The 12,579-nt window shown below is 74.0% G+C and carries 15 protein-coding genes and 1 pseudogene; 9 read left to right on the top strand and 7 right to left on the bottom strand.

All coding sequences use genetic code 11. The annotated features are described in order from the left end of the window. The first annotated feature begins 63 nt into the window (after positions 1-63). Together ACFW3D_RS19640 and ACFW3D_RS19635 are read left to right on the top strand one after the other, a co-directional pair. Positions 64-2,085: an FAD-dependent oxidoreductase gene (locus ACFW3D_RS19640; protein ID WP_500505460.1), complete on the top strand. Its 2,022-nt coding sequence runs from the start codon at positions 64-66 to the stop codon at positions 2,083-2,085. Between the two features lie 54 nt (positions 2,086-2,139). Then, positions 2,140-2,682 (top strand): PadR family transcriptional regulator, encoded by a 543-nt coding sequence (locus tag ACFW3D_RS19635; protein WP_500505459.1) that lies wholly within the window; start codon positions 2,140-2,142, stop codon positions 2,680-2,682. A gap of 85 nt (positions 2,683-2,767) precedes the next feature. Here ACFW3D_RS19635 and ACFW3D_RS19630 read toward each other — a convergent pair. After that, a pseudogene (locus ACFW3D_RS19630) lies at positions 2,768-2,992 on the bottom strand (RNA polymerase sigma factor); the annotation flags it as partial. A 14-nt stretch (positions 2,993-3,006) separates the two neighbouring features. Next, entirely contained in the window at positions 3,007-4,098 is a 1,092-nt protein-coding gene (locus ACFW3D_RS19625) for a PP2C family protein-serine/threonine phosphatase (protein ID WP_500505458.1), read from the bottom strand. 152 nt (positions 4,099-4,250) lie between these two features. On the opposite strand from ACFW3D_RS19625, the gene rpmG reads away from it, so the two are divergent. Both rpmG and ACFW3D_RS19615 read left to right on the top strand, forming a co-directional pair. Further along, complete coding sequence (gene rpmG / locus ACFW3D_RS19620; protein ID WP_018561168.1) at positions 4,251-4,415, top strand: 50S ribosomal protein L33; 165 nt, start codon at positions 4,251-4,253, stop codon at positions 4,413-4,415. A 50-nt stretch (positions 4,416-4,465) separates the two neighbouring features. Further along, positions 4,466-4,723, top strand: coding sequence for a type B 50S ribosomal protein L31 (locus ACFW3D_RS19615; protein WP_500505457.1), 258 nt, complete (start codon positions 4,466-4,468; stop codon positions 4,721-4,723). A 25-nt stretch (positions 4,724-4,748) separates the two neighbouring features. Here the strand turns inward: ACFW3D_RS19615 and ACFW3D_RS19610 are convergent, their stop codons facing one another. The 4 genes from ACFW3D_RS19610 to ACFW3D_RS19595 all read right to left on the bottom strand — a co-directional run bounded on the left by ACFW3D_RS19610 (position 4,749) and on the right by ACFW3D_RS19595 (position 7,662). After that, positions 4,749-5,147: a PTS-dependent dihydroxyacetone kinase phosphotransferase subunit DhaM gene (locus ACFW3D_RS19610; protein WP_500505456.1), complete on the bottom strand. Its 399-nt coding sequence runs from the start codon at positions 5,145-5,147 to the stop codon at positions 4,749-4,751. Then, positions 5,144-5,815: a dihydroxyacetone kinase subunit DhaL gene (gene dhaL, locus ACFW3D_RS19605; RefSeq protein WP_500505455.1), complete on the bottom strand. Its 672-nt coding sequence runs from the start codon at positions 5,813-5,815 to the stop codon at positions 5,144-5,146. The genes ACFW3D_RS19610 and dhaL overlap by 4 nt, the downstream gene beginning before the upstream one ends. A 24-nt stretch (positions 5,816-5,839) precedes the next feature. Beyond that, on the bottom strand, positions 5,840-6,832 hold the full coding sequence (dhaK, locus tag ACFW3D_RS19600; RefSeq protein WP_500505454.1) for a dihydroxyacetone kinase subunit DhaK: 993 nt from the start codon (positions 6,830-6,832) through the stop codon (positions 5,840-5,842). A gap of 98 nt (positions 6,833-6,930) precedes the next feature. Beyond that, positions 6,931-7,662, bottom strand: coding sequence for a GntR family transcriptional regulator (locus ACFW3D_RS19595; RefSeq protein WP_500505453.1), 732 nt, complete (start codon positions 7,660-7,662; stop codon positions 6,931-6,933). A 215-nt stretch (positions 7,663-7,877) separates the two neighbouring features. Between ACFW3D_RS19595 and ACFW3D_RS19590 the strand changes: the two genes are divergently transcribed. The 5 genes from ACFW3D_RS19590 (at position 7,878) to ACFW3D_RS19570 (ending at position 11,898) form a co-directional block, all read left to right on the top strand. Beyond that, on the top strand, positions 7,878-8,642 hold the full coding sequence (locus ACFW3D_RS19590) for a LamB/YcsF family protein (protein ID WP_500505452.1): 765 nt from the start codon (positions 7,878-7,880) through the stop codon (positions 8,640-8,642). After that, positions 8,639-9,268 carry a 5-oxoprolinase subunit B family protein gene (locus ACFW3D_RS19585; protein ID WP_500505451.1) on the top strand — a complete coding sequence of 210 codons (630 nt, stop codon included), beginning with the start codon at positions 8,639-8,641 and terminating at the stop codon, positions 9,266-9,268. The genes ACFW3D_RS19590 and ACFW3D_RS19585 overlap by 4 nt, the downstream gene beginning before the upstream one ends. After that, positions 9,265-10,128: a 5-oxoprolinase subunit C family protein gene (locus ACFW3D_RS19580; RefSeq protein WP_500505450.1), complete on the top strand. Its 864-nt coding sequence runs from the start codon at positions 9,265-9,267 to the stop codon at positions 10,126-10,128. Before ACFW3D_RS19585 ends, ACFW3D_RS19580 begins: the two co-directional genes overlap by 4 nt. A gap of 89 nt (positions 10,129-10,217) precedes the next feature. Continuing rightward, a complete protein-coding gene (locus ACFW3D_RS19575) occupies positions 10,218-11,408 on the top strand; it encodes an acyl-CoA dehydrogenase family protein (protein WP_500505449.1) in 1,191 nt (396 codons plus the stop codon). A gap of 88 nt (positions 11,409-11,496) precedes the next feature. Next, on the top strand, positions 11,497-11,898 hold the full coding sequence (locus tag ACFW3D_RS19570; RefSeq protein ID WP_500505448.1) for a VOC family protein: 402 nt from the start codon (positions 11,497-11,499) through the stop codon (positions 11,896-11,898). On the opposite strand, the gene ACFW3D_RS19565 is transcribed toward ACFW3D_RS19570, so the two are convergent. Then, positions 11,899-12,390 carry a nucleotidyltransferase domain-containing protein gene (locus tag ACFW3D_RS19565; RefSeq protein ID WP_500505446.1) on the bottom strand — a complete coding sequence of 164 codons (492 nt, stop codon included), beginning with the start codon at positions 12,388-12,390 and terminating at the stop codon, positions 11,899-11,901. Between the last annotated feature and the right edge of the window lie 189 nt (positions 12,391-12,579).

The following is a 12,579-nucleotide window of genomic DNA, read 5'->3' as shown; positions in this document are numbered from 1 at the left end:
GGCTCCGGGTGGTCTACAAAAGTCGCGACGACACCGCGCGCCGCCGCCCGAGGAGACCCCGCGATGAGCCCGTACCCGCACCTGCTGAGCCCGCTCGACCTCGGTTTCACGACGCTGCCGAACCGGGTGCTCATGGGCTCCATGCACATCGGACTGGAGGAGGCCGAGCGGGGCTTCGAGCGGATGGCCGCGTTCTACGCCGCCCGGGCCCGCGGCGGGGTCGGCCTCATCGTGACGGGCGGCATCGCCCCCAACGACCGGGGCCGCCCCTACCCGGGCGGGGCCCGGATGACCACCGAGGCCGAGGCGGCGCAGCACGCCGTCGTCACCGACGCCGTGCACCGCGAAGGCGGCCGCATCGCCATGCAGATCCTGCACTTCGGCCGGTACGCGTACCACCCCGACCTGGTCGCGCCGAGCGCGCTGCAGGCACCGATCAGCCCCTACGTCCCGCACGCCCTCACCGACGAGGAGGTCGAGCGCACCGTCGAGGACTTCGTGCGGGCGGCAGCCCTCGCGCAGTCGGCGGGTTACGACGGGGTCGAGATCATGGGCTCCGAGGGCTATCTGATCAACGAGTTCATCGCCTCCGCCACCAACCACCGCGACGACCGCTGGGGCGGCTCCTACGAGAACCGGACGCGCTTCCCCCTGGAGATCGTCCGCCGCACCCGCGAACGGGTCGGCCCGGACTTCGTCATCGTCTACCGGCTGTCCATGCTGGACCTGGTGCCCGGCGGCTCCACCCTGGAGGAGGTCGTCTCCCTCGCCAAGGAGATCGAGGCGGCCGGCGCGACCATCATCAACACCGGCATCGGCTGGCACGAGGCGCGCATCCCGACCATCGCGACCTCGGTCCCGCGGGGCGCGTACACCTGGGTGACGAAGAAGCTGATGGGCGCGGTCTCGGTGCCGCTGGTCACCAGCAACCGGATCAACACCCCGGAGGTGGCCGAGCGGTTGCTCGCCGAAGGTGCCGCCGACATGGTGTCGATGGCCCGCCCGATGCTCGCCGACCCGGACTTCGTCGCGAAGGCCCGCGAGGACCGCGCGGACGCCATCAACACCTGCATCGGCTGCAACCAGGCGTGCCTGGACCACACCTTCAGCGGCAAGATCACCTCCTGCCTGGTCAACCCCCGGGCCTGCCACGAGACCGAGCTCGTCCTGCTCCCCACCCGGCTGCGCAAGCGCGTCGCCGTCGTCGGCGCCGGGCCCGCGGGACTCGCCTGCGCCGTCTCCGCGGCCGAACGCGGGCACGCCGTCACCCTCTTCGACGCCGCGGACCGGATCGGCGGGCAGCTGAACGTCGCGCGCAAGGTGCCGGGCAAGGAGGAGTTCGACGAGACGCTGCGCTACTTCCGCACCCGGCTCGCCGAGGAGGACGTGGAACTGCGCCTGGACACCCACGTCACGGTGGAGTCCCTGGCGGGCCTGGGCTTCGACGAGATCGTCCTGGCCACCGGCGTCACCCCGCGCACCCCCGAGATCCCCGGGGTCGACCACCCCAGCGTGCTGAGCTACCTGGACGTGCTGCGCGACGGCGCCCCGGTCGGTCGGCGCGTCGCCGTCGTCGGCGCGGGCGGCATCGGCTTCGACGTCGCCGAGTTCCTCACCGACGGCGGCGAGGGCGCGAGCCGGGACCCGGAGACGTACTTCCGCCAGTGGGGCGTCGACACCGAGTACCGCGGCCCCGGCGGGCTGCGGGTGCCCGAGCGGCCGAAGCCGCCGCGCACGGTGCACCTGCTGCAGCGCAAGACCACCAAGGTCGGCGCGGGGCTGGGCAGGACCACCGGCTGGATCCACCGCACGGAGCTGAAGCAGCGCGGCGTCACCATGGTCGCGGGCGCCGTCTACGAGCGCATCGACGACGAGGGCCTGCACATCACCGTGGACGGCGAGCGGCGCACCCTCCCCGTCGACACCGTCGTCCTGTGCGCCGGCCAGGAGCCGCGCCGCGACCTGTACGAGGAGCTGCGTGCGGCCGGGCACTCCGTCCACCTGATCGGCGGCGCCGACGTCGCGGCGGAACTGGACGCCAAGCGGGCCGTCCGCCAGGGCACGGAACTGGCCGCGGCGCTGTGACCTCGACCCCGTGACCCCGACCCCGTGACCCCGGCCCGTCCGTAGGATGCGGGCATGTCGCTGCCGCACGCCATCCTCACCGCCCTGCTGGAGAAGCCGTCGTCGGGGCTCGAGCTGGCACGCCGCTTCGACCGCTCCATCCGCTACTTCTGGTCCGCGACGCACCAGCAGATCTACCGCGAGCTGGGCCGGCTGGAGGAGGCGGGCCTGATCCGGGCGCTCGCCGCGGCGCAGCCCGCCCGCGGGCAGCGCAAGGAGTACGAGGTGCTGCCCGCGGGCCGCGCCGAGCTCACCGCCTGGGTGGCCACGACCGAGGACCCCAAGCCCATCCGCGATCCGCTGCTGCTGCGGCTGCGCGCGGCCGCGGTCGTCGGGACCGACGGGCTCGCGGCCGAACTGCGCCGCCATCTTGAGCTGCACGAGCGCCAGTTGGGCGAGTACACAGAGATCGAGCGGCGCGACTTCCCGCCGGGGCGCGGCGCCGACGAGGACCGGTTGAGGCACCTGGTGCTGCGCGCGGGCATCGAGCTGGAGACCTTCTGGGCGCAGTGGCTCGGCGAGGCGGTCGCCGAGGTCGAGGGGATGGGGCGGTCCTGACCGGCCGCCGGGGTCAGTGGTCGGCGATGCCGTTGGCGGCGACGTAGCCGAAGGTCATCGCGGGGCCGGTGGTCCGACCCGCCCCGGCGGCGATCACCCACAGCCAGCCGCCCGCGGTCCCGCCGCGGTGGGTGCCCGCCGAGCGCCAGGCCGCCATGAAGGTGTCCTGCAGCACCTCCCGGACGGTCTCCGGGTCCGGGCAGCGCCGCGTGAGCCGGGCGTGCAGCCATCCGGAACGGCGGTCGTACAGATCTGCGAGGGCCTGCGTGTCGCCCCGGGCGATCGCGCGCATCACCCCGTCCAGCGCCATGATTGCGTGATCCCTCACCGCGTACGGCGCAGCGCCAGCAGCGCCGCGTCGTCGCCGAGGCCGCCGCCGGTCCACGACCGCAGATCGGCCAGCACCCGGTCGAGCAGGTCGTCCGGGTCCTGCTCGGGCATCTCCCGCACCCGCTCGGCCAGCGGGTAGAAGCGGCCCCGGCGGTCGCGGGCCTCGATCACGCCGTCGGTGCAGAACAGCAGCAGGTCGCCGAGGTGGAAGGGGACCGTCTGGGGGCGGTAGCGGCCGCCGGTCAGGGCGAGGAGCCCGAGCGGCGGCGACGGAGCCTCGGGCGCCAGCTCGGTCACGGTGCCGTGTCGTCGCAGCAGGGGCGTGGGATGGCCGCAGTTGACCAGCACGGCGGCGTCGTCGTCCTCGGGGACGGTCAGGAGTACGGCGGTGACGAAGTCCTCGCTGCCGCCGCTGCGGGTGAGCGCGGCGTCCAGCCGGGTGGCGACCGCGTCCAGGCCCGGTTCCGAGCGGGCGGCGTCCCGGAAGACGCCGAGGACGTCGGCGGCGGTCTCCACGGCGGCCAGCCCCTTGCCGCGTACGTCACCGAGCAGCACCCGCACCCCGTGGTCGGTCCGCATCACCTCGTACAGGTCCCCGCCGATGCGGGCCTCCGCCTCCGCCGCCACGTAGCGCACCGCGACGCGCAGCGGGCCGATCCGGGGCGGTGGCGGACGCAGCAGGGCGCTCTGCGCCGCCTCGGCGACCCCGCGCACCCGGGCCAGCTCCCGCTCCCGACCGGTGATCAGGACGACGGCACCGGTGCTGGTGAAGGTCACCGCGAGCACGGTGATCGCGGAGGTCACGTGGACCAGCGCCGGCACCCCGTGGTTCGCCGCCGCGAGCGCGAAGACCAGGCCGATCGCCAGCGCCCCGGCCGCCAGAGGGCCGCGGGCGCGGCGCGAGTGCGCACCGGCGAGCACCGGGAGCGCCGCGAGCACGGGGGCGAGGGTCGTACTCGGGCCGCTGGTCAGGTCCAGGACCACGCAGCCGGCGATCAGCAGGTAGGCCAGCACCAGGAAGCAGATCGCCCCGCGGGGCAGTGCGAGCGGGGGCGCCCCGGTGTGCTCGTGCGGGCCGCGGGCCATGGGTGCCAGCCCTCCTGTCGCCGGTGCGGGACACCTCCACTCCATCTTCGCCGCACCGGGCGGGCACCGCCGGGAATGGACGCGACGGCCCCCGTGTTGAACCGCACGTCCGAGAAAATGAAAACCATTGTGGACCCTGGGAGGACCCCCGCATGGCACGCAGTGAGCAGCGCCCGGTGATCACCCTCCGGTCGACCGCCGGCACCGGCACGGCCTACGTGACCCGCAAGAACCGGCGCAACGACCCGGACCGGATGGTCCTGAGCAAGTACGACCCGGCCGTCGGCCGCCACGTGCCGTTCCGCGAGGAGCGCTGACACCGGGCGAAGGCCGCCGTTCCCGTACCTTCCGCAGACTGGAGCACACCGTGCAGCACACGATCCACCCCGCCTACCGCCCGGTCGTCTTCCGCGACCGCAGCGCGGACCACGCCTTCCTCACCCGCTCCACGATGACCAGCGAGAAGACCGTCGTCTGGACGGACGGGAACAGCTACCCCGTGGTCGACGTGGAGATCTCCTCCGCCAGCCACCCGTTCTACACCGGCAACGCCCGCGTCATGGACACCGCCGGACGCGTCGAGCGCTTCGAGCGCCGTTACGGCACCGGCGCCCGCCGGAGCTGACCCCCGCCTGCGGCCGCGGCGCCGCTCAGGTCTTGCGGTACGTGTACGCGTCCTGAGCCGCCGCGGCCACGGCGTCCAGGTCACCGCCCGCCGACGCGGTGACCACGGCGGCCACCGCGCCCTCGACGAACGGCGCGTCGAGCAGCCGGGTGCCGGGCGGCAGCTCGTCCTCGTCGGCGAGCAGCGTCTTCACCGTCAGGACGGCGCTGCCCAGGTCGGCGAGGACGGCGACACCGTCGCCCTCGTCGACCGAGCGCGCGGCGGCGACGATCTTCCCGGCGTCCGTGCCCAGCCCGCCGTCCGGCGCGCCGCCCGCGGCGGCCACCGGCACCTTGACTCCGCCACCGCTCAGACCGGTCGCCATTCGGGCGACCGTCTCGGCGACCTGGGCGCTGTGCGACACCAGCACCAGTGCGACCGTCACGCGGCGTCCTCCCGAGCGGCGCCGGCCAGGGTTCCGACCAGGAGCGCCGAGGAAGCCGCCCCGGGATCCTGGTGCCCGATGCTGCGTTCCCCGAGGTAGCTCGCGCGCCCCTTGCGGGCCTGCATCGGCACGGTCGCCAGCGCGCCCTCGTCGGCGGCGATCGCGGCCGCCGACAGCGCCTCCGCGAGCCCGGCGCCCTTGTCGAGGGCGAAGGACAGCGCCTCCACGGCCGGGACCAGGGCGTCCAGCATCGTCTTGTCGCCCTGTGCCGCGCCGCCCAGCTGGGCCACGCCGTCGACCCCTTCCCGCAGTGCCTGCGCGAACTGCTCGGGCGCCACCCGCGGGGCCTGGCCCAGGGCCTTGCCCGTCTTGCGCAGGAGCGTCCCGTACAACGGGCCCGAGGCCCCGCCGACCGTACTGATCAGCTGCCGCCCGACCAGCACCAGCACGCCGCCAGGGGTGTCCGGCGGTTCCTTCTCCACCGCGGTGCGCGCCGCGATGAAGCCGCGCCGCATGTTCGCGCCGTGGTCGGCGTCCCCGATGGGGGAGTCCAGCTCCGTCAGCCGGTCCGCCTCACGCTCGATCACCGAGGCCGCGGCGGTGAACCAGCGGCGGAGGAAAGCCGTGTCGATCACCTGGCCCGCTCCGGTGGACGATGCCTCGCTCATCTCTCCCGCTCTCCTTGATCTCGCTCAGGCGCCCCAGCGCAGGGCCGGCGTGCTCACCGGCGCGTCCCACAGCCGCAGCAGTTCCTCGTCCACCTGGCACAGGGACACCGACGCGCCCGCCATGTCCAGCGACGTCACGTAGTTGCCGACCAGTGTGCGGGCCACCGTCACGCCGCGCGCCCCGAGCACGCGGTGCACCTCGGCGTTGAACCCGTACAGCTCCAGCAGCGGTGTCCCGCCCATGCCGTTGACCAGCAGCAGCACCGGACCGTCCGGACGGAAGTCGTCCAGGACGGCGTCGACGGCGACCTCCGCGATCTCGCCCGAGGTCATCATCGCCCGCCGTTCCCGGCCCGGCTCCCCGTGGATGCCGATGCCCAGCTCCAGTTCCCCCGCCGGCAGGTCGAAGGTCGGCGCGCCCTTGGCCGGTGTGCTGACCGCGGTCAGTGCGACGCCGAAGCTCCGCGAGAGCTCGTTGACACGCCGCGCGGCCGCCTGGACGCGCTCCAGCGGCGCCCCCTCCTCGGCCAGCGCGCCCGCGATCTTCTCCACGAAGAGCGTGGCGCCGGTGCCGCGCCGCCCCGCCGTGAAGAGGCTGTCGGTCACGGCGACGTCGTCGTTGACCAGGACCTTGCCGACCATGATCCCCTCGTCCTCGGCCAGCTCGGCGGCCATGTCGAAGTTCAGCACGTCACCGGTGTAGTTCTTCACGATGAACAGCACCCCGGCCCCGCTGTCCACCGCCGCGGCCGCCCGCACCATCTGGTCCGGCACGGGGGAGGTGAACACCTCGCCCGGGCACGCCGCGTCGAGCATCCCGGGTCCCACGAACCCCCCGTGCAGTGGCTCGTGCCCCGACCCGCCCCCGGAGAGCAGCGCGACCTTCCCCGCGACCGGCGCGTCCCGGCGCACGACCACGCGGTTCTCCACATCGACGGTCAGCTCGGGATGCGCTGCCGCGAACCCCCTCAGCGCGTCGGCCACCACGGTTTCCGGGACATTGATCAGCATCTTCATGGAACGGCTCCGTCCAAAGGCTGGGTCTGGCGGTGCTGCGCTGTCACATCAGCCTACAAATCCGCCGGGCCATGGGCAGTCCCGATGACGCACGAGTCTCATGTGCACCGTGCACAGGCCTGCCCGGGCCCGATCCCGTCCGGGACGGGCGGCGCGTACCGACGCACGAGCTGTGTCTCGGCCCGGTCGAGGTAGGAGGTCAGCAGCAGCTCCGCCCTCGGCGGGTCGGCCGCCTCCAGGGCGCGGAGGATCTCCCGGTTGCCGCCCAGATAGGGCTCGTGGAACTCCCGGGGGTCGTCCATCGCGTGGAAGGCGAGGCGGAGTTCGGCGAGCACACCCGTCATGAGCCCGGTCAGCCGGGCGCTGCCCGCCAGGTCCACCAGCGCCTGGTGGAAGTGGATGTCGGCCGTGCCGAGCGCCCCCCACCGCTTCCGGGCGGCGGCCCGCTCGCCCTCCGCCACGGCCTCCGCGGCCCCGGACAGCGCGTACGGCGGGGCCCCGAGCCCGCGGATCACGGAGCACTCGACCAGGCGCCGCACCCGGTAGATGTCGGCGACGTCCGCGGCCGTCAGCACCCGGACGAAGACCCCGCGGTTCAACTCGTGCACCAGCAGTTTCTCGTGCGTCAGCAGCCGGAACGCCTCCCGGAGGGTGTTGCGGGACACCCCGAGCGCCCCCGCGACGACGTCCTCGGCGAGCTTGCCCCCCGGCGGCAGGTGGCCCTCTGAGATCCGGGTGCGCAGCACCGCGGCGACCCGGTCGGCGGTGCTGGCGCGCGCCAGCAGCGCGCGGTCTTCCGCGAGGACCGCCGGATCCACCTCGGCTGCCATCGTCCCCGCCCCTCTCGCTCCGTGCCGGGCCGCGGGCCCGCGGCGCGGGCCCAGTCAATCCGAGCGCGGAGGGGATGACAACGGGACTCTTGTCGGATTGTTCAACAAGAATCTACGGTGATCGGATGCCGGGAACCCGTGGCCCCGGCCCGCCGGACACCGCAGCTCGCGTCGCCCGACAGGACGCGATCCTTCCCGAGGAGTTCGCCGCACCGATGACAGACCTCGTGATCGACCTCAACGCGGACCTGGGTGAGGGCTACGGACGGTGGGTCCTCACCGACGACGACGCCCTGCTGTCCGTGGTCACCAGCGCCAACGTCGCCTGCGGCTTCCACGCGGGCGACCCCGGCATCATGCGCAGGGTCTGCGACACCGCGGCCGCGCGCGGGGTGCGCATCGGCGCCCAGGTCGCCTACCGCGACCTGGCGGGGTTCGGCCGGCGCGCGATGGAGGTGCCCGCGGACGAACTGGCCGACGAGATCACCTACCAGATCGGCGCGCTGGAGGTCTTCGCCCGCGCCGCCGGGGCCCAGGTGGCGTACGTGAAACCGCACGGGGCCCTCTACAACAAGGTCGTCGTCGACGACGAGCAGGCCGCCGCCGTCGCCGCGGGCACCCTGCGGGCCGACCCGGCCCTGCCGGTGCTCTGCCTGCCCGGCTCGGCCATGGAGCGCGCGGCCCGGCGGGCGGGGCTCGGCGTGGTGGGGGAGGCCTTCGCCGACCGCGCCTACACCGCCGCCGGAACGCTCGTCCCGCGGGGTACCTCGGGCGCGCTCATCGCCGATCCCCACGAGGTCTCCCGGCAGGCGGTCGCCCTCGCCCGCGACGGTGTCACCACCGCTCTGACCGGTGAACGGGTGACCGTACGGGCGCGGTCGCTGTGCCTGCACGGCGACTCCCCGGACGCGGTGGCCACGGCCCTGCGGGTGCGGGCCGCGCTCGAGGACGCGGGCGTGCGGCTGGAGGCGTTCACATGAGGGTCCTCACGGTCGGGGAGGACGCCCTCCTGATCGACCTGCCCACCGCCGAGGAGGCACGGTCCTGGCATGCCGAACTCCTGCGCCGCCGCGGCGAGGGCGGCCTCGGGCCGGTGCGCGAGATCGTCCCCGGCGAGCGGACCGTGCTGCTCCACGGGGTGCCGGACGCGGAAGCGCTGCGCGCCGAGTTGCGCGGCTGGTCCGTCACGGCCCGGGCGGCGGACGGCGGGCCGCTCGTGGAGATCCCCGTCCGTTACGACGGGCCCGACCTGGCGGTGGTGGCGGAGCGGTGGGGGGTGGCGGAGGAGGACGTCGCCCGGGTGCACAGCGGCGCCGAACACCGCGTCGCCTTCTGCGGGTTCGCCCCCGGCTTCGCCTACATGACCGGGCTCGGCGAACGGTACGGCGTGCCGCGGCGGGCCGAGCCGCGCACCTCGGTGCCCGCCGGCTCGGTGGCCCTCGCGGGTGCCTACACCGGTATCTACCCGAGGAGTTCACCGGGCGGCTGGCAGCTGATCGGGACCACCTCCGTCCGCCTGTGGGACCTGGAACGCGATCCGGCCGCGCTGCTCGCGCCCGGCACCCGCGTGCGCTTCGTCCCCGCGCCCGAGGGGGCGGGAGCGTGAGCGGGGGCGAACTGCGGATCGTCAGGGCCGGGGCGCTGACCACCGTCCAGGACCTCGGTCGGTACGGTCACGCCGCCCTCGGCGTCGCCCGCTCCGGGGCGCTGGACCGGCCGGCGCACCGGCTGGCCAACCGCCTGGTGGGCAACGCCGACGGAGCCGCGACCCTCGAGACCACGCTGACCGGGGTGGCCGTGCGGGTCGTCCGCCCGGCCGTCGTCGCGGTCACCGGCGCCCCGGCACCGGTCCTGCTCGACGGCCGCCCCGCTCCCTGGGGCACCGCCGTGCGGCTGCCGGCCGGGGCCGTCCTCGAGGTGGGGCCCGCCACGCGGGGCGTGCGCAGTTACCTCGCGGTCGGCGGCGGCGTGGCCGTGCCGGCGGTGCTCGGCAGCCGCTCCACCGACCTGCTCTCCGGGCTGGGGCCCGCGCCGCTCGGGGACGGTGACGTGCTGCCGCTGGGCCCGAGGCCCGGGCTCCCCGTCCACGCCGACCTGGCCCCGCACGCCGGTCCGCCGCGGGAGCTCGTGCTGCCGTTGCGCCTCGGGCCGCGCGACGACTGGTTCACGGCCGCCGCGATCCGCACCCTCGCGGCCGGCCGCTTCCACGTGTCGGACCGCAGCAACCGCATCGCGCTGCGCACCACGGGGCCCGTGCTGGAGCGGGCGGTCCACCGGGAACTGCCGAGCGAGGGCATGGTCGTGGGCGCCGTCCAAGTGCCGCCCGACGGAAGGCCGGTGGTCTTCCTCGCCGACTCGCCCACCACCGGCGGCTACCCGGTGGTCGGCGTCGTCCCCGAGCGCGGCCTGGCCGCGGCCGCGCAGGCGGTCCCGGGGCTGCCCGTGCGCTTCGTCCCCCAACGCTGAAGCCGGTCACGGCCCTTCCGGATTTCTGCAACGCGTTCTACTCTTGCGCCGTCGTCGCTCAGGGACGCGACCGGACCTCGGGAGGGGCCGTGCACCTGGACCACACACCGCAGCAGCAACGGCTGCGCGCCGAACTCAGGTCGTACTTCGCCGGACTGGTGCCCGACAACGCCTACGCCCGCCACTTCGACCGGGCCGCCGCCAAGCGCTTCTACCGCGACACCGTCCGCCGGCTCGGCCGCGACGGCTGGCTCGGCGTGGGGTGGCCCGAGGAGTACGGCGGCCGCGGCATGACCCCGATGGAACAGTTCATCTTCTTCGACGAGGCCGCGCAGGCGGGCGTCCCGCTGCCGCTCATGGCGCTCAACACCGTCGGCCCCACGATCATGCAGTTCGGCACCGAGGAGCAGAAGGCGTACTTCCTGCCGCGCATCCTCTCCGGCGAGACCGACTTCGCCATCGGCTACTCCGAGCCCGACGCCGGCACCGACCTGGCCGCGCTGCGCACCCGCGCCGTACGCGAGGGCGACGGGGCCACCGGCCACTACACGGTCAACGGCCAGAAGATCTGGACCACCAACGGCGACACCGCCGACTGGGTCTGGCTCGCCGTCCGCACCGACCCGGGCGCCCCGCCCCACAAGGGCATCTCGATCCTGCTGGTGCCGACCAGCGCACCCGGCTACTCCTGCACGATCATCAACACCCTCGCCTCCCACGACACCACCGCGAGTTACTACGAGGACATCCGCGTCCCCGTCGACCGCCGCGTCGGCGAGGAGAACCAGGGCTGGCGGCTGATCACCACCCAGCTCAACCACGAACGCGTCACCCTCGCCGCCCACGGCACGATGGCGATCCGCGCCTTCCACGACGTGCGCCGCTGGGCCGCCGACACCAAACTGGCCGACGGCCGCCGCGTCATCGACCTCGCCTGGGTCCGCGGCCGCCTCGCCCGCGTCCACGTCCGGCTCGACGCCATGAAGCTGCTCAACTGGCAGATGGTCGACGCCCTCCAGCGCGGCACCCTCACCCCGCACGACGCCTCCGCCGTCAAGGTCTACGGCTCCGAGGCCCGCCGCGACGCGTACGCCTGGCTGATGGAGATCACCGCCGCCGTCGGCCCCATGAAGGAGGGCTCCGCGGGCGCCGTCCTCCACGGCGAGCTGGAGCGCGGCTACCGCAGCGCCGTCATCTTCACCTTCGGCGGCGGCAACAACGAGATCCAGCGGGAGATCATCTCCTGGATCGGGCTGGGCATGCCGCGCGTGCGCAGGTGAACGGGCGGCCCACGCCGGTCCTACGTCCACCGGCCCAATGCACGACCGGACCTCCGCTCGATGCCCGGCCCCTCGGCGCGGGCCTAACGTGCCGCGCATGGAGATCCCCGAGCAGTACAAGTACGCCGTCATCCCGCACGCGTTGGTCGACGGGGCCGCGGAGGCGATCACGTTCTACGCCGCCGCGTTCGGAGCGAAGGAGTCCTTCCGGCTCGAAGGCGACGACGGCCGGATCGTGCACGCCGAGATCACGATCCACGGCTCCACCCTCATGCTCGGTGACGCCGATGCTCCGTCCCCGCCCGCTGCCGGGCCCTCCGTCGTCCTGCACGTCTACGTGCCGGACGTCGACGCCCTGACCGACCGCGCCGTGGCCGCCGGCGCCGAACTCCTCACGGCCCCGGCCGACATGCCCTACGGCGCGCGCCAGTCGATGCTCCGGGACCCCTTCGGACACGTGTGGATCTTCCTGACGCCCCTCACCGGCTGATCAGAAGTGGGTGGCGATCCCGAAGGCCTCGCGCAGCCGGAGCATGTCGTGGCGGTCCCGGTCGGCCGGCTCGTACCCCTGGTGGAAGTACACCTGCTGCTCGGCCGACAGGCACGGGACGACGGTCCCCTCGACCTCCCCGGTGACGAAGCACGCGGCCGGGTAGACGAACGGGCGCCCCGGCTCCGGCGAGGCCTGTTCCGCGCTCCCGTCGGCGGCGAACACCAGGGGGTGCAGATCGATCTCGCGGCCCCGGGCGTCGGTGACGACGAAACGCACGGGCCGCCTGTCCAGCGACTCGGCGAAACCAACCGCGGCCAGCGCCGCGACGACGGCCTCCTCCTGCTCCCGGCGGTGCATGAGGTCCAGGTCCCGGTGGTCGCGGGTCTGCCTTCCCAGCAGGGCGTCGATCCCCCAGCCCCCGCCGGCCCAGACCTCGGTTCCGGCCCTCCGCAGCAGGTCCAGGATCTCCACCACGTCCCCGCCGGTCATTATCGCCGCATCCCCTCGCCCGGTCCGAAAGCCCCAGGGTGGCACCCCGGAACGGATCACGGGCCCGGAACTCCGGAGTATGCTGAAAGCGGCGGTGGTCCCTCGTGACCGCCGCGCGGCGGTGGGGCCCGCCGTACCCGAACCGCGGTGAGGATGCCGCCAACGGTCCCTACTTGTGACGGAACGCGC

Origin of the sequence: Streptomyces sp. NPDC058864 (assembly GCF_042742985.1) — a bacterium.
Classification (GTDB): domain Bacteria; phylum Actinomycetota; class Actinomycetes; order Streptomycetales; family Streptomycetaceae; genus Actinacidiphila.
The sequence above is the reverse complement of the archived record's forward strand: the minus strand, read 5'-3'. Positions and strand labels throughout refer to the sequence as shown.

Coding starts and splice junctions, on each gene's coding strand:
- rpmG (WP_018561168.1), top strand. CDS start 4,251: ATGGCACGCAGTGAGCAGCGCCCGGTGATCACCCTCCGGTCGACCGCC.
- ACFW3D_RS19590 (WP_500505452.1), top strand. CDS start 7,878: ATGACAGACCTCGTGATCGACCTCAACGCGGACCTGGGTGAGGGCTAC.
- ACFW3D_RS19565 (WP_500505446.1), bottom strand. CDS start 12,390: ATGACCGGCGGGGACGTGGTGGAGATCCTGGACCTGCTGCGGAGGGCC.
- ACFW3D_RS19640 (WP_500505460.1), top strand. CDS start 64: ATGAGCCCGTACCCGCACCTGCTGAGCCCGCTCGACCTCGGTTTCACG.
- dhaK (WP_500505454.1), bottom strand. CDS start 6,832: ATGAAGATGCTGATCAATGTCCCGGAAACCGTGGTGGCCGACGCGCTG.
- ACFW3D_RS19595 (WP_500505453.1), bottom strand. CDS start 7,662: ATGGCAGCCGAGGTGGATCCGGCGGTCCTCGCGGAAGACCGCGCGCTG.
- ACFW3D_RS19585 (WP_500505451.1), top strand. CDS start 8,639: ATGAGGGTCCTCACGGTCGGGGAGGACGCCCTCCTGATCGACCTGCCC.
- ACFW3D_RS19635 (WP_500505459.1), top strand. CDS start 2,140: ATGTCGCTGCCGCACGCCATCCTCACCGCCCTGCTGGAGAAGCCGTCG.
- ACFW3D_RS19625 (WP_500505458.1), bottom strand. CDS start 4,098: ATGGCCCGCGGCCCGCACGAGCACACCGGGGCGCCCCCGCTCGCACTG.
- dhaL (WP_500505455.1), bottom strand. CDS start 5,815: ATGAGCGAGGCATCGTCCACCGGAGCGGGCCAGGTGATCGACACGGCT.